This window comes from Pseudomonas sp. P7758, from assembly GCF_013386485.1.
GTDB lineage: Bacteria > Pseudomonadota > Gammaproteobacteria > Pseudomonadales > Pseudomonadaceae > Aquipseudomonas.
The window spans coordinates 38635-61602 of record NZ_JACARS010000064.1; the positions used below are offsets into that span (position 1 = coordinate 38635).

General features: G+C 62.3%; 18 protein-coding genes. 7 read left to right on the plus strand and 11 right to left on the minus strand.

Going from position 1 to position 22968, the window contains the following annotated elements; all coding sequences use genetic code 11:
- Positions 1 to 175 precede the first annotated feature (175 nt).
- A complete protein-coding gene (gene mdeB, locus HX873_RS14025; RefSeq protein WP_177122817.1) occupies positions 176 to 2854 on the plus strand; it encodes an alpha-ketoglutarate dehydrogenase in 2679 nt (892 codons plus the stop codon).
- A 124-nt stretch (positions 2855 to 2978) separates the two neighbouring features.
- On the opposite strand, the gene HX873_RS14030 is transcribed toward mdeB, so the two are convergent.
- The gene (locus HX873_RS14030) at positions 2979 to 3467 is read right to left on the minus strand and encodes a DUF1289 domain-containing protein (protein WP_003208512.1); all 489 of its coding nucleotides are present in this window, start codon (positions 3465 to 3467) and stop codon (positions 2979 to 2981) included.
- Between the two features lie 52 nt (positions 3468 to 3519).
- The gene (locus tag HX873_RS14035; protein WP_177122818.1) at positions 3520 to 4770 is read right to left on the minus strand and encodes a ribonucleotide-diphosphate reductase subunit beta; all 1251 of its coding nucleotides are present in this window, start codon (positions 4768 to 4770) and stop codon (positions 3520 to 3522) included.
- Between the two features lie 333 nt (positions 4771 to 5103).
- On the opposite strand from HX873_RS14035, the gene fae reads away from it, so the two are divergent.
- From fae to HX873_RS14055, 4 genes are all read left to right on the plus strand, one after another.
- A complete protein-coding gene (gene fae / locus HX873_RS14040; RefSeq protein WP_003212394.1) occupies positions 5104 to 5616 on the plus strand; it encodes a formaldehyde-activating enzyme in 513 nt (170 codons plus the stop codon).
- Positions 5617 to 5626: 10 nt separating this feature from the next.
- On the plus strand, positions 5627 to 6661 hold the full coding sequence (locus HX873_RS14045) for an aldo/keto reductase (RefSeq protein ID WP_102606526.1): 1035 nt from the start codon (positions 5627 to 5629) through the stop codon (positions 6659 to 6661).
- A complete protein-coding gene (locus HX873_RS14050; RefSeq protein ID WP_177040190.1) occupies positions 6658 to 8091 on the plus strand; it encodes an NAD-dependent succinate-semialdehyde dehydrogenase in 1434 nt (477 codons plus the stop codon). Before HX873_RS14045 ends, HX873_RS14050 begins: the two co-directional genes overlap by 4 nt.
- 174 nt (positions 8092 to 8265) lie before the next feature.
- Entirely contained in the window at positions 8266 to 9639 is a 1374-nt protein-coding gene (locus HX873_RS14055; RefSeq protein ID WP_177021276.1) for an MFS transporter, read from the plus strand.
- Here HX873_RS14055 and HX873_RS14060 read toward each other — a convergent pair.
- The 8 genes from HX873_RS14060 to HX873_RS14095 form a co-directional block, all read right to left on the minus strand.
- On the minus strand, positions 9586 to 10461 hold the full coding sequence (locus HX873_RS14060; protein WP_177021275.1) for a LysR substrate-binding domain-containing protein: 876 nt from the start codon (positions 10459 to 10461) through the stop codon (positions 9586 to 9588). The genes HX873_RS14055 and HX873_RS14060 overlap by 54 nt on opposite strands.
- Before the next feature lie 143 nt (positions 10462 to 10604).
- Positions 10605 to 11774 carry a hypothetical protein gene (locus HX873_RS14065; RefSeq protein WP_003218578.1) on the minus strand — a complete coding sequence of 390 codons (1170 nt, stop codon included), beginning with the start codon at positions 11772 to 11774 and terminating at the stop codon, positions 10605 to 10607.
- Between the two features lie 84 nt (positions 11775 to 11858).
- Positions 11859 to 13496, minus strand: coding sequence for an ABC transporter ATP-binding protein (locus tag HX873_RS14070; RefSeq protein WP_177070546.1), 1638 nt, complete (start codon positions 13494 to 13496; stop codon positions 11859 to 11861).
- Between the two features lie 2 nt (positions 13497 to 13498).
- Positions 13499 to 14335: an ABC transporter permease gene (locus tag HX873_RS14075; protein WP_003218574.1), complete on the minus strand. Its 837-nt coding sequence runs from the start codon at positions 14333 to 14335 to the stop codon at positions 13499 to 13501.
- On the minus strand, positions 14332 to 15285 hold the full coding sequence (locus HX873_RS14080; RefSeq protein ID WP_177122819.1) for an ABC transporter permease: 954 nt from the start codon (positions 15283 to 15285) through the stop codon (positions 14332 to 14334). The genes HX873_RS14075 and HX873_RS14080 overlap by 4 nt, the downstream gene beginning before the upstream one ends.
- A 68-nt stretch (positions 15286 to 15353) precedes the next feature.
- Positions 15354 to 16979, minus strand: a complete 1626-nt coding sequence (locus HX873_RS14085; protein ID WP_177122820.1) for an ABC transporter substrate-binding protein — start codon at positions 16977 to 16979, stop codon at positions 15354 to 15356.
- A gap of 389 nt (positions 16980 to 17368) precedes the next feature.
- Entirely contained in the window at positions 17369 to 18595 is a 1227-nt protein-coding gene (locus HX873_RS14090; RefSeq protein WP_177122821.1) for a Xaa-Pro peptidase family protein, read from the minus strand.
- Positions 18596 to 18645: 50 nt separating this feature from the next.
- Positions 18646 to 19527, minus strand: a complete 882-nt coding sequence (locus HX873_RS14095) for a hypothetical protein (RefSeq protein WP_177122822.1) — start codon at positions 19525 to 19527, stop codon at positions 18646 to 18648.
- A gap of 113 nt (positions 19528 to 19640) precedes the next feature.
- Here HX873_RS14095 and HX873_RS14100 point away from each other — a divergent pair, with 113 nt between their 5' ends.
- Positions 19641 to 20555: a LysR family transcriptional regulator gene (locus HX873_RS14100; protein WP_177051865.1), complete on the plus strand. Its 915-nt coding sequence runs from the start codon at positions 19641 to 19643 to the stop codon at positions 20553 to 20555.
- Here the strand turns inward: HX873_RS14100 and HX873_RS14105 are convergent.
- The gene (locus HX873_RS14105; RefSeq protein ID WP_177122823.1) at positions 20493 to 21725 is read right to left on the minus strand and encodes an MFS transporter; all 1233 of its coding nucleotides are present in this window, start codon (positions 21723 to 21725) and stop codon (positions 20493 to 20495) included. The two genes, HX873_RS14100 and HX873_RS14105, sit on opposite strands and share 63 nt — an antisense overlap.
- A gap of 280 nt (positions 21726 to 22005) precedes the next feature.
- Between HX873_RS14105 and HX873_RS14110 the strand changes: the two genes are divergently transcribed.
- Positions 22006 to 22935: a LysR substrate-binding domain-containing protein gene (locus HX873_RS14110; RefSeq protein ID WP_032899060.1), complete on the plus strand. Its 930-nt coding sequence runs from the start codon at positions 22006 to 22008 to the stop codon at positions 22933 to 22935.
- Positions 22936 to 22968: the final 33 nt, after the last annotated feature.

The following is a 22968-nucleotide window of genomic DNA, read 5'->3' on the forward strand; positions in this document are numbered from 1 at the left end:
TTGAGCGGGCGGCATTTTAAACACAATTGCGGGGTGTTCGGGAGTTGAAGCACAACGTGCTCTGAATTTGCTGATTGGCAGTGATTTATGCTCAAAAGACCCCGAGAGGCGGCGCACAACAGTCAAAAAATCCCTTGGCACCGACATAAACTGGAAAAAAAGCCCGGAGGTGCCCATGAACGGTTTCGCGAGTGCAGTGAGTCAGACAGCGATGGACCAGGAAGAACTGGCCGAATGGCGCGATGCCCTGGCCTCCCTGGTGGCCAACGCCGGCGCGGCGCGCGCACGGGAGATCCTCGACATGCTGGCGGATGCCGGCGGCGCGCCGCACATCGCCTGGAAACCCCGGCATGGCACGCCCTACATCAATAGCATCGCCGTAGAGCAGCAACCGCCGTTTCCCGGCGACCTGGCCACCGAAGAACGCTTGGCCTCAGTGGTGCGCTGGAACGCCCTGGCCATGGTAGTGCGCGCCAACCAGGCCTATGGCGAACTGGGCGGGCATATCGCCAGCTACGCCAGCGCGGCGGATTTGTTCGAGGTGGGCTTCAACCACTTTTTCCGGGCCCGAAGCGACAGTTTTGGCGGCGACCTGGTGTTCTACCAGCCGCATTCCGCCCCCGGCATCTATGCTCGCGCCTTCCTTGAAGGGCGCCTGAGGGAGGCCGACCTGGCCCACTATCGCCAGGAAATCGGTGCCGGCAAGGCGGGTGCCCGAGGTTTGTCCAGCTATCCCCATCCGTGGTTGATGCCGGACTTCTGGCAATTTCCCACCGGGTCCATGGGCATTGGCCCCATCAGCTCGATTTTCCAGGCGCGGTTCATGCGCTACCTGCAACACCGCGGCTTGCAGGACACCACCGACCGCCACGTATGGGGCGTATTCGGCGACGGCGAGATGGACGAACCGGAAAGCATGTCGGCCCTGACCCTGGCCGCCCGTGAAGGCCTGGACAACCTGACCTGGGTGGTCAACTGCAACCTGCAACGGCTCGACGGCCCGGTGCGTGGCAACGGGCGAATTATCGACGAGCTGGAGGCGTTGTTCGCCGGTGCCGGCTGGAACGTGATCAAGCTGGTCTGGGGCTCGGACTGGGACGCCTTGCTGGCCAAGGACACCGACGGCGAGCTGGCGCGCACCCTGTCGCAGACGGTGGACGGACAATTCCAGACCTTCGCCGCCAAGGACGGCGCCTATAACCGCGAACATTTCTTCGGCCAGAGCGAGGCGCTGTCCAAACTGGTCGAGGGCCTGAGCGACGAGCAGATCGACCGGCTCAAGCGTGGCGGCCATGACATGGTCAAGATCCACGCGGCCTATCACGCGGCGCGCCGGGTAGCCGGCAAACCCACGGTGATCCTGGCCCAGACCAAAAAGGGCTTTGGCATGGGCGAGGCCGGGCAGGGCAAGATGACCACCCACCAGCAGAAGAAGCTCGACCGCGAGGCCTTGATCGCCTTCCGCAATCGCTTCCAGTTGCCGCTGTCGGATGAACAGGCCGAATCCCTGAGCTTCTACAAACCGGCTGAAGACAGCCTCGAAATGCGCTACTTGCACCAGCGCCGCGCCACCCTCGGCGGGTATGTGCCGAGCCGTGGCCAGCAGGCGCCCACCGTGAGCGTGCCGCCGGTGTCGGGCTACGGCGCGTTTGCCACCCTGGCGGAGGGCAAGGAAATGTCCACCACCATGGCCTTTGTGCGCATGCTGACCAATCTGCTCAAGGACAAGGCCCTCGGCCCGCGCATCGTGCCCATCGTCGCCGACGAAGCGCGCACCTTCGGCATGGCCAACCTGTTCAAGCAGATCGGCATCTATTCCAGCGTCGGCCAGCGCTACGAGCCCGAAGACATCGGCTCGATCCTCAGCTACCGCGAAGCCACCGACGGGCAGATCCTTGAAGAAGGCATCAGCGAAGCCAGCGCCATCAGTTCCTGGGTCGCGGCCGCCACCAGTTATTCGGTGCATGGCCTGCGGATGCTGCCGTTCTATATCTATTACTCGATGTTCGGTTTCCAGCGCGTGGGGGACCTCATCTGGGCCGCCGCCGACCAGCGTGCCCGAGGTTTCCTGCTGGGCGCCACTGCCGGGCGCACCACCCTGGGTGGCGAAGGCTTGCAGCACCAGGACGGCAGCAGCCACCTGATGGCCGCCACCGTGCCCAATTGCCGTGCCTACGACCCGGCGTTTGCCGGCGAGTTTGCGGTGATCCTCGACCATGGCATGCGCCAGATGCTGGAGCACGATGTGGACGAGTTCTACTACGTGACCCTGATGAACGAAAACTACCCGCAGCCGAGCCTGCCGGAAGGCGTCGAAGCGGCGATCATCAAAGGCATGTACCGTCTGAGCGGGCAGCCTGGCGGCATGGTCCGGTTGCTCGGCTCCGGCACGCTGGTGCGCGAAGCCCAGGCAGCGGCGCAATTGTTGGCGGAGGATTGGCAGGTTGACGCTGAAGTGTTCAGTGTCACCAGCTTCAGCGAACTGGCCCGGGACGCCCGTGACGTGGAACGCTGGAACCGCCTGCATCCGCAACAGCCGGCGCGGCGCAGCCACCTGGCGGAGTGTTTGCCCAAGGGCGCGCCGGTGGTGGCCGTATCTGACTATGTAAGGGCGGTGCCGCAGATGCTTGGGTCGTACGTGGATTCGGCTTACACCGTGCTGGGGACGGATGGCTTTGGTCGCAGCGATACCCGGGCGGCGTTGCGGGATTTCTTTGAGGTGGACCGCCATCACATCGTGCTGGCTGCGCTGACGGCGTTAGTAGAGCAGGGGAGTCTGGACAGGCAGATTTGCCAGCAGGCGATAGAGCGTTATGGGGTGCAGACCGATCGCGAGCCGTCCTGGACCTCCTGAGCGACAAAGATCTAAATGTGGGAGCGGGCTTGCTTGCGAATGCGGTGTGTCAGTCAATATATCCGGCAACTGATACACCGCTTTCGCGAGCAAGCCCGCTCCCACACTGGTTCTGTGTGGTTGTCTAAATACTGGCTATCAACGGCGCCCCAAACGATTCCCGCAGAAACCCCGGCGCGATATACCGCTCGTAATGTGCCTCGGACAACAGGAAAAACTCCCGGTCAATCGCATCCCGCAAATCTGCCAGATTGCGCTCGCGAAACTCCGGCAACAGCGCCAACCCATACGCATCCAGCTTCGAAATCACCCGCGCGCCCCGGGCAATCAACTGGTACGCCCAGCAATACGGCGACTGGTGGGGCACAAAGCGAATCTTGCGGTCTTCCAGTTGCTGGCGCAGGCGCTGCGGGTCCAGCACCTGCAGCTTGCTGGTCATCACCTGCACCAGCAGTTGTTCCAGGCGCAGCCACACCGCCTGTTTCTCCTCGGCGTTGTAGCCGTTCCACTGAATCACTTCATGGTGATAACGCTTGCAACCCCGGCACACCAGGTCTCCGTAGACGGTGGAGCACAGGCCGACGCAGGGTGTCTTGATGGTTTGATTGGGCATAAAAAAACATCGACAGGTGAAACAACACGGCCCCCGAAGGGGCCGCTTTAAATCAATCCCAGCTCAGCGCGCCGCCAGTCTGGTACTCGATCACACGGGTCTCGAAGAAGTTCTTCTCTTTCTTCAAGTCCATGATCTCGCTCATCCACGGGAATGGGTTAGTCGTCCCTGGATACTCTTCCTTCAACCCAATCTGCGACAGACGACGGTTCGCGATGAACTTGAGGTAGTCCTCCATCATCGCGGCGTTCATGCCGAGTACACCGCGTGGCATGGTGTCACGCGCGTATTCAATCTCCAGCTGAGTCCCTTGCAGGATCATCTGGGTCGCTTCTTCCTTCATCTCGGCATCCCACAAGTGCGGGTTTTCGATTTTGATCTGGTTGATCACATCGATACCGAAGTTCAGGTGCATCGACTCATCCCGCAGGATGTACTGGAACTGCTCGGCCACGCCGGTCATCTTGTTCCGACGGCCCATGGACAAAATCTGGGTGAAGCCGCAGTAGAAGAAGATGCCTTCCAGAACGCAGTAGTACGCCACCAGGTTGCGCAGCAGTTCTTTGTCGGTCTCGACGGTGCCGGTTTCGAACTTCGGATCGGAGATCGAACGGGTGTACTTCAAGCCCCAAGCCGCTTTCTTCGCGACCGATGGAATCTCGTGGTACATGTTGAAGATCTCGCCTTCATCCATGGCCAGCGATTCGATGCAGTACTGGTAGGCGTGGGTGTGGATCGCTTCTTCGAAGGCCTGGCGCAGGATGTACTGGCGGCACTCCGGGTTGGTGATCAGGCGGTACACAGCCAGTACCAGGTTGTTCGCGACCAACGAATCCGCAGTGGAGAAGAAGCCGAGGTTGCGCATCACGATGCGACGCTCGTCGTCGGTCAGGCCTTCCGGATTTTTCCACAGGGCGATGTCGGCGGTCATGTTGACCTCTTGCGGCATCCAGTGGTTGGCGCAGCCGTCGAGGTACTTCTGCCAGGCCCAGTCGTACTTGAAAGGTACGAGTTGGTTGAGGTCGGCGCGGCAGTTGATCATGCGCTTTTCGTCAACGGCGACGCGGGCGGCGGAGCCTTCGAGTTCGGCGAGGCCTTCGGCGACGTCGAGTTTGTCGAGGGCGGCCTTGGCCCGGATGATCGCGGCGGAGTCGCTGGCGGTCACGTTGCGGGCTTCAAGGGCGGCGGCAGCGCCGGCACCGTCGAGGCGGTCCATGTTGGCTTCGGTGGCGTGGCCGGCGTTGGCGCCCCGGATGACTATGTCACCGGTGTCTGGTTGATCTGCTTCATCCCAACTCAGCATTGAATTGCTCCTTCGTGGTCCGTCTGACGGCGTGGGCTTCGATTCACCCAGCGTGTTCAAAAATGTGCGTTTTGCAGGCTTCAAGGCATTGAAATACGGCGCATAGTGTGGTCGGTGTTCAGCGTTCTTGCACACTATGTAGTGGTTGTCTGTGTTTGTGGGCACACTATATGGGGTGTGGCAACGATGGTCAACGCACAAGACCAGGCCGATGGTCGCAGGGCCATGACTAAAACTCACAGCCCCATGACTTTTAATGGTTACGGCCGCTACCCGGGCCAGTGCTAAAAATTCGCCAACCAGCTCCCCATAACAAAAAAGAGCGTTTGCGAAATGAAAGCACTTGATCTGTACATCGGCGAAGGCTTCGAAGGCCCAGGCGTCAATGCTGCCCACATCAACATCCTCATCGGCCCGCGCAACGGTCCGGCCGGCCAGGCGTTTGCCAACAGTTTGGCGTCGCCAAGCCAGGGCCATTGCCCGTTCATGGTGATTGCCCAGCCGAACATCCCGGTCAAACCCATGACCCTCTACGTCAACAAGGCCGCCATCGGCAGCGACCTGCACGGCAATGCCACCTGGGGCGCGTCCCAGGCCGGGATCGCCAAGGCGGTGCTCGAAGCCCTGCTCGACGGCACCCTGCCGCCGGAAGCCGAGGACGAGTGGGCGATTGTCACCGCCAACTGGGTCAACCCGGCCTGCGATGACCTGGATGCGGTCTACCTGAACAACTACAACGCCTGCCGCACCGCGATCCGCGCCGCCCTCACAGGCTTGCCGCACACCGCGCAACTGGCGGATGTGGTCAACCACATCAGCAACCCTTTCTACACGCCAAAAGCCTGAGGACATTCCCATGCAATACATCCGTTTGGGCAACTCCGGCCTGCAAGTCTCGCGCCTGTGCCTGGGCACCATGAACATGGGTACCCCGGACTGGAAACCGTGGATCTTCGACGAGAAACAAAGCGAACCCATCGTTGCCCATGCCCTGGCCAACGGTGTCAACTTCATCGACCTGGCGGACTTCTACTCCGCAGGCGTCGGCGAGGAAGTGGTCGGGCGCATCCTCAAGCGCGTTGCGCGCCGTGAAGACATCGTGGTCACCACCAAGGTCGGCTACGGCACCCGCAGCGGCATCAATGCCAGCGGCCATTCGCGCAAGCACATCATGGACAGCATCGACGCCTCCCTGAGCCGCCTTGGCATGGATTACGTCGACGTGTTCATGCTGCATTACTTCGACGTGAACACCCCGGTGGAAGAAACCATGGGCGCCCTCAACGACATCGTGCGTTCCGGCAAGGCGCGCTACATCGGCGTGTCGACCATGCTCACCGGGCAACTGGCAAAAATTCTCATGGCCTGCGAGCGCAATGGCTGGGTCAAGCCGATCAACATGCAGCTGCAACTGAACTGCGCCTACCGCGAGGAAGAGCGCGAGATGATCCCGTTCTGCCGCGACCAGGGCCTGGGCGTGTCGGTGTTCAGCCCGCTGGCCCGTGGCTTGCTCACCGGCGAAGTGCAGTCGACCCGCAACCAGACCGACTTCTTCACCCAGCAGATGTACAGCGACCAGGCATCGTTCGACATCGCCCACTCGGTACAACGTGTGGCCCGTGCCCGTGGCGTGTCCAACGCGCAGATCGCCCAGGCCTGGGTGGCCAACCATCCGGGTGTGGACGTGATGCTGGTGGGCGCCGACACCACCGCACAATTTGATAGCGCGCTTGCAGCCCTCGACACCCAACTGGATGCCGAAGAACTGCACGAGCTGGAACGCAACTACACGCCGTGCGATGTGATCAACGACTACACCGCCGGCAAACGCATCCTGCGCAGCGCCCGTCCGGGCCTGGACCGTTTTAACCTGATAGAGGCCGTGGCATGAACCCGCTGATTCGCACAGGCAATTTCATTGATGGCCAATGGTCCAGCGGTGGGCCGGTCTACCCGGTGCTCAACCCGGCCAATGGTGCGCAGATCGCCGAAGTACAACGCGCCGGGGCTGAAGAAACCGACCTGGCCATTGCCGCCGCCAACCGCGCGTTGCCAGCCTGGCGCAAGCTCACCGCCAAGGAACGCAGCCAGCGCCTCAAGCGCTGGAGCGAGTTGATGCTGAGCAACCAGAAGGACCTGGCCCACCTGCTCAGCCTGGAACAGGGCAAGCCGCTGGCCGAAGCCATGGGCGAAGTGGTCTACGCGGCGAGCTTCCTCGAATGGTTTGCCGAAGAAGCCAAGCGTGCCTATGGCGACGTGATCCCGAGCCACAAGGCCGACGCGCGGATCATCGTGACCAAGGAAGCCATCGGCGTGGTCGCAGCGATCACCCCATGGAATTTCCCCCTGGCCATGGTCACCCGCAAGGTCGGCCCGGCGCTGGCGGCGGGTTGCACGATGATTCTCAAACCGTCGGAAGAAACCCCGCTGTCGGCTTTCGCCCTGGCGGTGTTGGCAGAACAGGCCGGGATTCCGGCGGGCGTGTTCAACATCGTGTCCGGCGATGCCGTGGCCATCGGTGGCGCACTGCAAGCCTCCAGCATTGTGCGCAAGCTGTCCTTCACCGGCTCCACCCGCACCGGCAAGCTGCTGATGCGCCAGGCCGCCGACACCCTGAAAAAGGTCTCCCTGGAACTGGGCGGCAACGCACCCTTTATCGTGTTTGACGATGCCGACCTGGACGCTGCCGTCAAAGGCGCCATGGCTTCCAAGTTTCGCAATACCGGGCAGACCTGCGTCTGCGTCAACCGCTTCTTCATCCAGGACGCTGTGTACGATGCGTTCACCCGCAAGCTGGCCGAAGCGGTCTCTGCGATGCGCGTCGGCAGCGCCCTCGAGGGAGAAACCGAACAAGGCCCGCTGATCAATGCGGCCGCGTTGGCCAAGGTTGAAGCCCACGTCGGCGACGCCCTGGAGAAAGGCGCCAAGCTGCTGTGCGGCGGCCGTCGCCATGCCTTGGGCGGGACGTTCTTCGAACCGACCATCCTCACCGAAGCCCACGGCGAGATGCTGATTGCCCAGGAAGAAACCTTCGGCCCGGTGGCGGCCTGCTTCCGCTTCAAGGACGAAGCCGAAGTGCTGCAACGGGCGAATGACACGCCGTTCGGCTTGTCCGCCTACTTCTACAGCCGCGACATCGGCCGCGTATGGCGCATGGCCGAAGGCCTGGAAGCGGGCATGGTCGGGATCAACGAAGGGATCATCTCCACCGAAGTCGCACCGTTTGGCGGGATCAAGGAGTCGGGCCTGGGTCGTGAAGGTTCCAGGTACGGCCTGGAGGATTACCTGGAGATCAAATACCTGTTGATGGGCGGTCTCTGACCCCACTCTCCCAAACAACACCGATCCAATGTGGGAGCGGGCTTGCTCGCGAAAGCGGTGGGCCTGCCACCACATGCATTGACTGACACACCGCCTTCGCGAGCAAGCCCGCTCCCACAGGGAAATGGGCTTGCCCGCTGTTACTCCGTCAAGAACAAAAATATGGAGAACACCATGTCCACCCAACCCATCAAAATCGACGACCTGCCCATCGGTCGCTTCCACCTTAAAATCGCCGGCCTGACCTTCGGCGCCCACTTCACCGACGGCTACATCCTCGGCCTGATCGGCATTGCCTTCACCTTGCTCAGCCCACAGATGCAACTGGACGCCTTCTGGCAAGGCCTGATCGGCGCCTCGGCCCTGATCGGCCTGTTTATGGGCAGCCTGTTCTTTGGCTGGATCTCCGACACCCTCGGCCGGCAGAAAATCTTCCTGGTCAGCTTCGTCCTGATCACCGTTGCCTCGGTGATGCAGTTCTACGCCGAAACCGCCATGGGCCTGTTCCTCTGCCGGGTGTTGATCGGTATCGGCCTGGGCGGCGACTTCAGCGTCGGCCACGCGATGCTCGCCGAGTTCTCGCCCAGGAAACATCGCGGGGTACTGCTGGGCTCCTTCAGCGTGGTGTGGACGGTTGGTTACGTGGCCGCGACTTTCGTCGGCACCGCCATGCTCAGCCTCGGCGATGATGCCTGGCGCTGGATGCTCGCATCGTCGGCAATTCCTGCCGGGCTGATCCTGATCGCGCGCATCGGCACGCCCGAATCGCCGCGCTGGCTGATCAACCAGGGCCGGATTGCCGAGGCCCGAGCCATCGTCAAGAAACACCTCGGCGAACACGTGGTCCTCGATGAAGAACCGTCGACGCAAACCCGTTCCGGCTACGGCGTGCTGTTCAGCCGTGAATACCGCAAGCGCACCGCGTTCAACTGCCTGTTCTTCGTGTGCATCGTGATGCCGTACTTCGCCATCTACACCTTCCTGCCGTCGATCCTGCAGAAGATGGGCCTGGCCGAAGGTTTTGGCACCGAGCTGATGCTCAACCTGCTGCTGATCATCGGCGCCTTGATCGGCATCTGGTGCACCGTGAAATTCTCCCGGCGGGGCTTTCTGATCAACTCGTTCATCATCCTGGCGGCGGCGCTGTTTCTGCTGGCGGTATTGCCGGGCAGCATGGCGTGGTTGATGGTGCTGACGTTCGGCGTCTTCACCCTGGTGCTGTCGGCGGTGAGCAACCTGGTGGGCGTATTCCCGGCGGAGAGCTTCCCGACCGAAGTGCGGGCCAGCGGCATCGGCCTTGCCACAGCCGTCAGCCGCCTGGGTTCGGCGGTGAGTACCTTCCTGTTGCCGGTGAGCGTAGCGGGGATCGGCCTGAGCCCGACCATGGGCATCCTCGCCGCGATCCTGGTGCTGGGGGCGATCATCTCCTGGGCCTGGGCGCCGGAAACCAAGGCGTTGACCTTGAGCCAGGCGTGCAAGGCCGAGCCTGCGGTGTCAGGGATTGCTCACCCGGTTCAACCACTGCGTAAACAACCGAACCTTGGATAAACCCTGCTTGTCACTTGCCACATCCAGCCAATAGCCATACGGGCCGATCACCTCCACCGGGGTGATCGGCAGCAGGCTGCCATTCGCCAGTTCGCGCTCGATCATCTGCCGGTCGATCACCGCCAGCCCACCGCCGGCCAGGGCGGTGTGGATCACCTGGTCCAGGGTGCTGAATTCCAGGCCCTGGCCTGCATCGATATCTTCCCGGCCCATGGCCGCCAGCCAGTTCTCCCAGACCTGCAAACGCTTGCCGTCGTGCAGGATGTGCAGCAGCGGAAAGCGCCGCAGGTCGGGTGGCTGACCGTCGCTGAACAGTTCCGGGCTGGCGACGGCGATGTGGCGTTCCATCACCAGCAGTTCACTGCTGCACTGCGTGGCCGCTTCCAGGCCGAAGCGGACCTGGCAGTCGATTTCCGCCAGGCTCGCGTGGGTGTTCTGGTGGGTGACGCTGAGGTTGATGTCCGGGTAACGCTCGCAAAACCGGCGCAGGTGGGCGGACAGCCAGCGGGTGGCCCAGGTGGGTGGCGCGACGATGCGCAGGCGCTGGCGCAGGTTGGGCACGCGCACGGCGTGCAGGGCGCGCTCGATATGGTCGAAGGCGTCGCTCAGGTGCGGGGAGAGGGCGAAGCCGGCTTCGGTCAGGGACAGGCCCTGGGGCGTGCGGATGAAGAGGGCAACGCCGAGGTAGTCTTCCAGTTGTTTGATCTGGCGGCTGACGGCGCCCTGGGTGACGTTGAGGCCCACGGCGGCCTGGCTGAAGCTGCGGTGGCGGGCGACTTCTTCGAAGACACGGAGCATGTTGAGGGAGGGCAGTTGGCGCATGAAATGGATTCCACACCTGTTGTTTTTATGGTGTTTTTGGCGGCCTCTTCGCGAGCAAGCCCGCTCCCACATTTGATCGGCGCCGCGGTCAAAATGTGGGAGCGGGCTTGCTCGCGAAGGCGTCAGTGAAGACGCCGCCTATTTTAGAAGTAGTAGCCAATGTTCATATACAACTGATTCTCCCACTGGTTACTCCCCCCAGCTCCCAAGCTCTCGGTATAGCTGCTCCCACCAATATACGGATCGTTCTTGCCGATCAACCACTCCGTGGCCACCCACAGTTTACTCACCGAAAACGACGTGCCCAGGATCACCCGCTGCGAGGTCTTGAACTGATCCTCGGACTTGTCAAACGCACTGTAGTTGGCATACAGCTTAACGCCGCTGACCTGGTCAAACAGGTACTTGCCACCCACGTCGTAGCTCAAATCCGCCACATAAAGATTGCCGCGGCTGGCCACGTTGAACGTGCCGTCATACCCGCCCAGGGTCACCACGCTGTCGGTGCCCGGGTTGCGCGGCGACATCTGCTGGCGTGCCGCCTGCAATTGCACGCCCCACGGGCCGTTCTTGCCCAGGTAGTGGATCGCCACCGCGTTGCGTCGGCCATCGTCATTGGTGTCCTTGTTCTCCAGGGTGGAGGTCAGGCCGGACAGCCCGACTTCCGATTTCCACCCGCCCAGGTCCATGGCCTTGGCTACCCGCACCACCACGGTATTGCGTTCCTGGTTGTTGCTGCCGTCGCCCACGTAGCTGTCGGCCTCGGAGATCACGCTGGAGTAGGTCACGCCCTTGCTCGTGCCTTTGCCCTGCCACGCCGGGCGCAGGTAGTAACCGGCCTGGATGTTCCAGTCACCGCTTTGCTGGATGTACTTGGCGCCGACCTGCTGCACATCTTCCAGGCCGATCACGTTGCCCAGGGTTTCGTAGAAGGTGCTGCCGAAGTACGGCTGCAAGCCAAACGGCACGGTGTTCAAACCCACTTGCACCTGCTGGTCGGGGTTGAACTTGTAGCCCACCCAGGCGAACTTGGCGAACTGGATATCGCCGTAGTTCTTGGTGTACTGGTACGGGTAGGAGCGCCCGTAGAAGCGGTACTGCGCTTCGCCGATCCAGGTGTCGGAGTTGTACTTGGCGCTGAGGTACGCGGTGTCGAGGCCGAACTTCTGGATGTCGCGATCCGGGTCGTAGTCCCAACGGGCGCGCACGGCGCCGCCGAGGTCGAGGTTGTCGGTGACTTGAATGGCCATGGCCGGTGCCGCAAGGGCGCCAAGCACAGGGACCAGAGCGATGTAACGGAAGGTTGGTCGCATGGTTTTGCTCTCGTTATTGGTTATTTTTTGGCAACAGCAGCCCCTTGCCGCAACGAACGCTGCGACGCGGGGTAAAGGGTTGACTCAGTGCGCTTGCGGGCGAATCAGCCGCAACGGCGGGCCTGCCGTGGGCAGCTCCGAGGCGCCGGGGGCGGCGGCGAGCAAGGTCTGGGTGTAAGTGTTCTGAGGTCGCAGCAACACTTGCTCGGCAGTGCCGTATTCCACGACTTCGCCCTGGCGCATCACCGCGATGTAGTCGCTGATCTGCGCCGCCACCCGCAGGTCGTGGGTGATGAACAGGATGCTCAGGTTCAGGCGCTGCTGCAGTTCGGCCAGCAGTTCCAGCACCTGTTTCTGCACCGAGACATCCAGGGCTGACACGCTCTCATCGGCGATCAACACTTCCGGGCGCATCGCCAGGGCGCGGGCGATGCCGATGCGCTGGCGCTGGCCGCCGGAGAACTGCCGGGGCTTGCGCTTGAGGGCGTCGCGCTTGAGGCCCACCTGTTCCAGCAAATCTCCGGCTTCAGCCCACGCATCCTTGGCCGACAACCCGCGCAATTGCGCGGCGCGGGCGATGATGTCGCCCACCCGGTGCCGAGGATTGAGCGAGCCATACGGGTCCTGGAAAATCATCTGGATGCGCCGACGATTCGCCGCCAGCGCCGAGCCGCGCAGGGCCAGGAAGTCGGTGTCACCGACCCATACGTGGCCGCTGTCGCTGTCCACCAGGCGGATCGCGGCTTTCACCAACGTGCTTTTGCCCGAACCGGACTCGCCGACAATCGCCAGGGTCTTGCCCCGTGGCAGTTGCAGCGAGACATTGCGCAAGGCCGCCACCGAGCTGCCGCCGACGGTGTAGGTCTTGGTCAGGTGCTCGATGCGCAATGCCAGCTCGCCGTCGGCACTCGGCTTGTGCAGCTCCGGGTGCAGCGCCGGCACGGCCGCAATCAGCTTGCGGGTGTAGGCGTGGGCCGGGGCATTCAGCACCTGGTCGCGCTCGCCGATTTCCACCAGCCGGCCGCCTTCCATCACCGCGATACGGTCGGCAATCTGCGCCACCACGCCGAAGTCATGGGTGATAAACAGAATGCCGTGTTGCCCGCGGCCGCGCAGCTCGCGCACCAGCTTCAGCACTTGCGCCTGGGTGGTCACGTCCAGCGCCGTGGTGGGTTCGTCGGCGATCAGCAGGTCCGGGTTCATCGCCAGCGCCATGGCAATCACCACCCGCTGGCATTGCCCGCCAGACAGTTGATGGGGAAAGCTGTTGGCGATGCGTGGCGGGTCCGGCAGTTGCGTCGACTCCAGCAGCGCCAGCATGCGCTCGCGGCGTTCAGCGCCAGGCATCTGCGGTGCGTGAATATCGAAGATCTCTTCCACTTGCTTGCCAATGCGAATCGCCGGGTTCAGCGCCGCCATGGGCTCCTGGAAAATCATCGCAATACGGTTGCCCCGCAGCTGGCGCAAACGCTCCTCGTCGAGGGTGCAAATGTCATCGCCGAGGAAGTCGATCACGCCTTCGGTATGCCGCAAACCCTTGGCGTAGTCGCCCATGATCGCCGCCGACAGCACGGACTTGCCGGAGCCGGACTCGCCGATCACGCAGAGGATTTCGCCCTTGCGCACTTCCAGGCTGATGCCTTGCACCGCGTGGCTGCGGTCGGCGCCGGCGGGCAATTCGATGGACAGGTTCTGCACCCGCAGTACTTGCGTGTGGTTCATGCTCAACTCCTTGCGCCTTTCTGGGCGTGTTCATCCAGGCCGTCCGCCAACAGGCTCAGGCCCAGCATCAGGGTGGAGATGGCGATGCACGGGAAGATCACCAGGTGCGGGAAGGCGATGGCCATGGCGCGGCCGTCATTGATCATGCCGCCCCAGTCCGGTGTGGGCGGCGGCAGCCCGAGGCCCAGGAAGCCGAGGGCGCCGATCATGATCGCGGTGTAGCCGATGCGCAGGCAAAAATCGACAATCAGCGGCCCGCCGCAGTTGGGCAGGATTTCCACCAGCATGATCCGCAGCGAGCCCTCGCCCTGGGTGATGGCGCTGAGCACGTAGTCTCGCGAGCGAATATCGATGGTCAGGGCGCGCATGATCCGGAAGATCGCCGGCGCGCTGGTGAAGGTCACCGCAATCAGGATATTCAGCGCCGAAGCACCGAGGGCGATGATGATCACGATGTACAGCACCAGCACCGGGAACGACAGCACCGTGTCGGCCACATACGACAGCACGCTGTCGACCCAGCCGTTGAAGTAGCCGGCGCACAGGCCCATGGCGATGCCCACGGCAAACGCGGTGAGCGTGGCGAGGATCGACCAGAACAGCACGGTACGGGTGCCCCAGATCAGCCGCGAGAGAATGTCGCGGCCAATCATATCGGTGCCCAGCAGGAAGCTCTGGCCGTTGTCGCCGACGGTCATTGGCGTCAGTAAGGGCGTGAAGCTTTCCAGCGGATCATGGGGCGCGATCCACGGTGCGAACAGCGCGATCACCACCCAGCCGCCCACCAGCAGCAGGCCGAGCAATGCCAAGGGATGTTTGAACGAGTGCAGGAGGTTCATTGGGCACCTCCGCCGAGGCTGCGCAGGGTGATGCGCGGGTTGAGCCAGGTGTAGGCCAGGTCCGAGAAAATCTTGGTGATGCCCACCACCACGGCACTGACCATCGCGCAGGCTTCGATCAGGTACACGTCATGGTTCAGCGAGGCGGTGTACAGCAGCGAGCCGAAGCCCTTGTAGGCGAAGAACACCTCCACCACGATCACGTTCGACAGCAGCCACGGGATGTACAGCATGATCACCGTGACCGGCGCGATCAGCACATTGCGCAGGGCATGCCGCAGCACAATGCGTGAGGTCGACGCCCCCTTGAGCCGCGCCGTGCGGATGTACGGCGCCTGCATCACTTCCATCATCGAGGCCCGGGTGATGCGCGCCAGGTAACCGATGCCGAACAGGCACAGCACCATCAGTGGCAGCACCAATTGCACGACGCTGAAGCCCTCGCTCATGCTGCTCACACCGGGCAGCCAGTTAAGCCAGAACACAAAGATCGCGGAGACGAACACCGCGCTGGCGAAGTCGGGAATCGAGGTGGTGACGATCGACAGGAACGACACCAGGCGGTCCAGCGCCGAGCCCTGGCGAATCCCGGCCAGAATGCCGAGGGTCAACGCCACCGGCACCATCACCAGCAAGGCCAGGCCGGCCAGGGTCAGGGTTTGCGCAAGGTTCGGCAGCAGCAGCTTGATCACTGATTCGCGAAAGTACACCGAGGTGCCCCAGTCGCCGCTGACAAAGTCCTTGAGCCACACCAGGTAGCGCCACACAAAGGGTTGGTTATAGCCATGTTCCACCAGCCACGCGGCGCGCTGGTCGGCCGCGGAGTAGGGGCCGAGGACGTTGATCGCCACGTCTTCTATATTCAGTTCCAGGGCCAGGAACACGATCAATGACACCGACAGCAGGGTCGCCACCAGCGCCAATAACTTGCGCATCAGAAAATGAGCCATGGGTGCATGCTCCGACTGTTCAAGGGATGCCTGCCCGTGTGCGGGCAGGGAGGAGGGCGTGCGCTAAATCAAGCGCTCATCCACACACTGTCCATCGGGTAGAAGTCGGAAGGGTGCACCTGGAAGCCCTGGACCTTTTTGCTCACGGCGGTGAACTTGTCGCCCCAGAACGGCTGCACGATCACGCAGGCGTCCTGCAGGATGCGTTCGACATTTTCCATCGCCACGGCGCGCTGTTTCGGGTCGATGATGCCCATGGCCTTGTCCAGCGCGGCATCGAACGCCGGGTCGCTGTAATGGCTTTCGTTCCAGGCACCACCGCCACGGTAGGCCAGTTCCAGGGACATTACGCCCAGCGGGCGGTGGGCCCAGTAGGTCAGGCTGAAAGCAGCCTTGTCCCAGATCGGCCAGTACTGTGCAGCAGGGATCACCTTGAGGTTGATGCGGATCCCGGCTTCCAGGCAGTTCTGTTGCAGGATCTGCGCGCAGTCCTGTTCATAGCGGCCCTGGGTGTTGCCGACGATCAGGTCAATGTCGATGCCGTTGGGTAAGCCGGCTTCGGCCAGCAGCTTCTTGGCCGCCGCCACGTCGCGGTTGCGCTTGGGCAGCGGGAAATATTCGGGGTGGGAAGGCGCCACATGATGGTCTTCGCCGAGGGTGCCCATGCCGCGATAGGCGATCTTCAGCATCTGCGCGTTATCGGCGCACAGCACCACCGCCTTGCGGATCCGCAGGTCGGTGAACGGCTTCTGGTCGCAGGCCATGCGCATCACCACGGTTTGCGCCGACTTGCAGGTCAGCAACTGGGCCCCGGGCAAGCGCTTGGCCAGGTCCAGTTCAGCCACCGTCACGCGGTACAGCACGTCGACTTGTCCGGCTTGCAGGGCGGCGAGGTGGGTGGACACGTCGGTGCCCATGTCGATGTAGCGCAACTCGTCAAGGTTGGCTGGTTTGCCCCAGTAATCGGCGCGCTTGGCGAAGGTCGCCTGCTTGTTCACGGCGAATGAAACCAGCTTGAACGGCCCGGTGCCCAGCGGGTTTTTCGCCCAGTCGTCACCGGCCTTGAAGCTGCGGTGCACGATGGCGCAGGTGAAGGCGTTGAGCATCTCCGGGATCGCCAGGATCGGCCGCTTGAGCACCAGGCGGAACTGGAACTCGCTGACTTTTTCGAAGGCCTTGATGTCCTGGAACGCGGTGCGGTTCACCGACTTGGAATCGGCGGCGATCCAGCGTTCGATATTGTGCTGCACGTCGTCGACGTTGAAGGTGTCGCCGTTGCTCCACTTCACGTTCTGGCGCAGGTTGAAGGTCCAGGTAGCGAGGTCTTCCGACGGGCTCCAGCTCTCGGCGAGGTAAGGGTGGGTGATGTTGTCGGCGTCGACCCAGGTCAGGTATTCCACCGAGTTGCGCAGCAGGTTCGAGGCTTCGATCCAGGTGATCAGCATCGGGTCCTGGATTTCCTGGATCGCGCAGGCAAACCGCAGGCTGCCGCCCTGGCGTGGCTCGGCGGCCTGGGCGTGATTGCCCAGCAGTGCGGAACCGAGAAAGGTGCTGGCACTGGCGACGGTGATGCCCAGCAGCGCGGCCGTGCGCAGGAATTGGCGACGGTTGATTTCGCCGCTTTGCACTTGGGCACACAGATCATTTACGGCTGGATGCGGCGCGGCGCCGTCCAGGGTAGTCAACTCTTTCATAAGCCTCTCCGGTACTTGCGAATATGCGTTTTTTTGTTGAACCGCAAGGGTCAATGGCAAGCGCCGCGAAGGCGCGACCGTGACCGCTGTGAAGCCGGCAGAAGAACAAGGCGCAACGAAGTCGGGAGGGTGGCAATGGGACAGGACATAGGGCAGCTCTCATGTTGTTTTTATTAGAGATGCCCGCAGTTTTGTCATTTGCGCAAAGATCGACAAACGACAAATTCTGCGTTGGAACGTTCTATAAACGCATGTTACATGTCGCTCCCCACCGACCGATCGTTCCCACGCTCTGCGTGGGAATGCCGCCCCGGACGTTCCGCGTCCCCTCTGCGAAACGGTGACGCAGAGCGTCACGGGATGCATTCCCACGCAGAGCGTAGGAACGATCAGTACCTCAACAAGCGCGGGTCGAACGGGTAGTCGGAGAGCAACTCGATGCCCTGTTCGTGGATGTAGATCTGCTCTTCGAGCTTGACCCCTTCGCCGCCGTCGTCGTGGCCGATGTAGCTTTCCACGCAGATGGTCATGCCGGCTTCGAACACACCGTCGTAGCCCAGGGCGTCAATGTCTTCGCGATGCACCACGTAGGGGTATTCACCGGTCATGCCAACCCCGTGCACCAGGGCGAAGTAACGGTTGTTTTTGTAATGCTCGGGAATCTTCCAGGCCAGTTCCGCGTACTCCTTGAAACTACGCCCGGCCTTGAGCATTTCCATGTTGGTCTGCACTTGCTCGTAGGCCAGTTTGTACAGCTCCTGCTGCTTGGCGGTGGCGGCTTGTTCCCCGCACAGGAAGGTCCGCGAGAAGTCGGCGTAGTAGCCGAAACGCCCGACCACGTCAGTGTCCAGCGCTACCAGGTCGCCGGCTTCGATGGGCCGGGTGCTGCACTCCTGGAACCACGGGTTGGTGCGTGGGCCGGAGGACAGCAGGCGGGTCTCGACGTAATCACCGTCGGTGGCGATCACATGCTGGTGCAGGTGCGACCACAGCTCGTTCTCGCTGATGCCGGGGGTGAGTTTGCTTTCCATCAGGCGCACCCCGGCCTCGGTAGCGCGCAGGCTGGCGCGGATCATCTTGAGTTCGTTCGGCACCTTGATGCAGCGCGCACGTTCCAGCGGTTCCTGGGCGTCGAAAATCTGGTAGCCGAGCTTTTGCAGTTCGAAGGCTGCGGCGGAGGTGGCGCTTTCAATGGCGATGCGTTTGCCGCCGCCGCATTTGCGCACCAGCTCATCGATTTCCGCGGCCCAGTCGGCGGTGACATTGCCCAGGAAACTTTCGCAGAAGTAATAGGAGATGGCTTTGGCCGGGCGCACTTCATCGACGGTGTTGAGGGTTTCGGCCAGGTGCAGGCAGCCGCCGAACTCGAACACCACCACCGGGCCTTCTGCCGGGATAAACGCATAGCGGGCCGGGTTGCGCGCCGAGTACACCTGCATGTTGCGTGAGCCGGTGGCGTAGCGCATGTGGGTAGGGTCGAACAGTACGCAGGCGGCGTAGTCGCGTTTTTTCAGCTCGTTGCGTACCCGTTGCAGACGGTCCAACTGGATCTGCTGGATCTCGTCATGGGTAGGTTCGCAGTCAGCGGGGTTGCGGTTGGGGCCGGACAGACTCATAGGGTGTTCCTCGCAGGGCAAATACGGTTTCAAGGTTTCTTAGGTGTGAATCAGTCGAGCAACTGGTCGCTGCGGACCAGGTTGCGTTCGGCTTGCAGATGGGCTTCGGACAGGCGTCCGTAAAGCTGCTTGGTGCGCTGGGCACGGCCAATGATTCCGGGCTTTTCGGAGTAGGCGAAGATCGCCGTGTTGCGCTCGGTGGCGCCTTCCACGCGGGTCACCCGGTGCACCGAAAAACGCCCTTTGAATATCTGCAAATCGCCGGGATTCAGCTCCAGTTCCTGCACCCGCGAACGGTCCTCGCCACGCACCACCTTGCCGACGGCGCCGAGGTTCTCCTGGGTGCGCGAGCGAATCATCGGCGCGTACTCGAACAGGCCGCCGGCCTCGGGCTTCTGGGTCATCATGCTGACGATGAATTCGTTGGTATCGAAGTGCCAGGGCTGCTCGGTGCCGTCCGGCATCACGTTGATCACCAGCCCGGCGAACGGGTCGGCGTACTCGAAGATTTCCGGCTCATTCAGGCAGGCACCGATAAAGCGTTTCATCATCGGCGACACGTACAGCCGGTGGATGATCGCGTCCGGGGCGATCATGTCGCGGGTCACAAAGCCGCTGGTGCGCTCCATGAACGTGCGGCGCGGGTCATCGTGGGGCAGGGAGGTGTCGTCCTCGGTGAAGTAGGCGTTGACCTTGCGCACCGAATAAAACGTCTTGCTCGACAGCGCCAAACCTTCCAGGCGCGCCTGCTCAAGCGCCGCGGGGCGCAGGAAGTTCTTCAGCAGGCAGCAACCGTCTTCGGCCAGTTCGGCCCGGGCGTGTTCGATCAGGGCCTGTAATTGAACATGGCCCGAATCATGTATGGGATACAGCTCGGTATTAATAATGTCGCTGATATCGCCCACTTCAGCGTCAGCAAGTTGAAGGCTCATGCAAGACTCCCGGAACTATCAGTTGGTGTTTTTGGCTGACCCGATAGTTGCTGAACGAGGTGCAAAGTGGAAATTACAAGTTGTGATCGAATCCATCGGCGAGGGCGATAGTTATGTCGGGCGAACTGGATGGCACCCTGCTTAAAGTGTTTGTGGCAATTATCGAGTGCCAGGGGTTTTCGGCGGCCGCCGAGCGCCTGCACAAGACCCAATCCACCGTCAGCCAGAGCCTGCAACGCCTGGAAGACATCGTCGGCACGCCACTGATCCGCCGTACCAGCCGCTCGGTGGGCCTGACCCCCGGTGGCGAAACCTTTTTGATCTACGCCCGGCAGATCCTCAAGCTGCACAGCGAGGCCGTCAGCGCCGCGCAATTGCCCAATCAACAGGTGTGTATCCACCTCGGCATGCCCGAGGACTACGCCGAGTATTGCCTGGGCGGGATGCTCAAGGACTTCCAGGCGCAGTTCGCCCAGGTGCGGCCCGATGTGTGCTGCGAGATGTCGACGGCCCTGGTGGGGCGCCTGCAACGGGGCGAGCTGGACCTGGTGCTGGGGGTGGAACACGCAGGTTTGCAGAGCGGGGAATACCTGTGCGACGAGCCGTTGGTGTGGGTCGCGGCGCCCAGCTGGAGTTGCGTGGGGCGTCAGTCGGTGCCGTTGGCGGTGTACGCCGAGGGCTGCGCGTTCCGTGCGAACGCCGTGCAGGCGCTGGCCCAGTCCGGGCGCTCGTGGCAGGTGGTTTACACCAGCCAAAGCCCGCGCGGCATTGCGATTGCGATCGAGCAGGGCTTGTCGGTGGGCGTGATGGCGCGGCGCCTGGTGCCACCCGACTGGCAGATTCTGGACGAGCGCCAGGGCTTCCCGCCGATTGCCCCGGCGCGCCTGATGTTCTGGCGTTCAGCCGGTTGCCAGGTGCCGGAAGTGGATGCCCTGGTGGAGATTCTGCGCCGGCAACTGGGCCACTCAGGGCATCTGGGCGGCCAGCGCTTCGCGGGTGTGTCGCTGGGCCATGCGCTTGAGCAATAACAGGCTGGCCAACACCCAGGCCGCGATCCAGCCGTGCACCACCGCAAATTCGCCAGTGACTTGCAGCAGCCAGCCGCACAAGGCATTGCCGGTGGCACTGGCCAGGCCGTAGCTGACCATGCTCAGGCTCACCACTTGCAGGCTGTGCACCGGGCTGAGCCGGGCACCGACGTAGGCGGCCATCAAGCCCCAGCACGGGAAATAGAACAGCGCGAACAGCCCGGCCGCCAGCCAGCTCAGTACCAAGCTCGGGTGCCCGAGCAAGCCGAGCATGCTCAGACCAAACGCGCCGATACTCAGGGCCATCACCCGTAACGCCCCCCAACGGTCTGCCAGCGTGCCCAGCAGCAAGCCGCCGATCACACCGCCGATCCCGATCAGCGTCCACATCGAGCCGGTGACGGAGGCGCTGGCTTGTAGCTGCTCGCTGACGAACGCCGACAGGAAATTCAGAAACGGCCCGCTGATGGCGCCGATAAACGCGCTGAGCAAGACGATCTGCATTGCCACCGGTTGTGCCACGCACAACTTCAGCCATTGGCGCAGCACTTGGTTCAGCGCCGGCGCCATGGTCTCGCGTGGTGTCGGTTGCTTGATCGGGGCCAGTGCCCACAGGGTCAACAGCGTGACAACCAGCGTCAACCCGGCGCAGATCAGCCAGAACTGGCGCAACGACAACCCCTGCAACAGCGCGATCAACAGCCCGTTCAAGCACAGCGCAAAGGCTGAGCCCGAGGACGCCAGCCCCAGCACCCGGCTGCGATGTGTAGTCGGGATCACCTCTTGAGCGAGGGCCGAAATCGCGTTCCAGTTCGACACCGCGCACGCCGACACCAGTGCCAGGCACAGGGCAAACGGCAGCACCCACGGCGCGGCGACGGCCAGGGCCAGCAGGGCGGGGCTGAGGACGATGGTCAGGCGCACCATATTGCGCGGGCTGATCCACGCCGCCGCCAGGCCGCTGGCAATCGAGGCGCCCATGTAGAACAGCTGCAACAGCGCGGCAATCAACGCGGCCTGGCTGTAACTGAGCTCAAAGGCCAGGCGGATCTGCGGCAACAGCGCCGAATACAGGAACACACTGAAACCGTGGGTGGTGGCGTTGCAGGCGGTAAACACCAGTGCCAGCAAGCCAATACTTCGCCGGGATGAAACGGGTGCGTTGGACATGGCGATGACTCGATAAGTTAATCGCGAAAGAGAGGGGCGAAGTTACAGGAAGTACATTGGCAGACTAGCGTTTATAGCCTGGCGACGACCAATGCTTAATTGTCTTAGTGTGCATGCGTTATACGCAGGCTATTTATTCGTGAGCGACGGTCTGTAGCGATAAACGACACTTTCAGCGGTTGCGACGATTAATTGTTTGTCAGGCTGGGGTGCTACCGCTGACCCAATACAAAAAGGTATGTTGTGCAGGTTATTTCCCCTGTGCTCCCGAGTGTCGTCCATGAAACGCAAAATGCCCGGTCTCAACGCCCTCAAAGCTTTCGAAGTCGCCGGCAGTACCGGCAGTTTTACCCGGGCCGCCGAGCTGTTGAACGTCACGCAGAGTGCGGTCAGCCGCCAGGTGCGCCAGCTTGAAGAACAGTTGGGCGAGGCCCTGCTGGAGCGTCGTCACCATCACCTGGAATTGACCAGTGCCGGGCGGGTATTGCTGCGGGCGTTGCACCAGTCGTTCGACAAGATCGAGCTGACGGTGCGCAGTATCCAGCAGAAGTCCCATGCCAATCGGTTGCACATCAATGCGCCGCCGACGTTTACCAATCGTTGGTTGATGCCGCGGTTGGGGCGCTTGCGCGAGCAGCATCCGGAGTTGGAGCTGAGCATTACCACGCGGTTGCAGGACAGCCTGGCGGAGACCAGTACGCTGGATTGTGCGATTCGGTTTGGCGATGGGGAATGGGATGGTTTGGACAGTTCGCTGTTGATTCAGGAGCGGCATATCGCGGTGTGTGCGCCGTCGTTGTATGCCCGGGAGTGGAGTGACGGGATTGATCTGAATCGCATGACGTTGCTGCATGTGCTGGCGCGGGAGGATCAGCGGTATCTGACGTGGAAGCATTGGCTGGATGCGGCGCGGATCAGTGGGGTTGATATCGAGGGGGGGTATGAGTTTGACCTGCTGGATTTGGCGATTCGGGCGGCGATCGATGGGTTGGGGATTACCATTGCGGATTGGCATATGGTCGCTTCGGAGTTGGCCAGTGGGCAGTTGACGCAGGTGCTGAATGTGCATGTGGAGGGGCATCAGTCGTATTGGCTGGTGACCCGGCCGGAGCAGACGGATACGCCGCAGTTGCAGGTGTTTGCGCAGTGGTTGCAGGAGGAGATTTGGTTGGCTCAGCGGCAGTTGGAGCCTTCTTTGGCGGCTGTTTGATTCGGTGTACATATCCGTTATTTAGGTAACGGC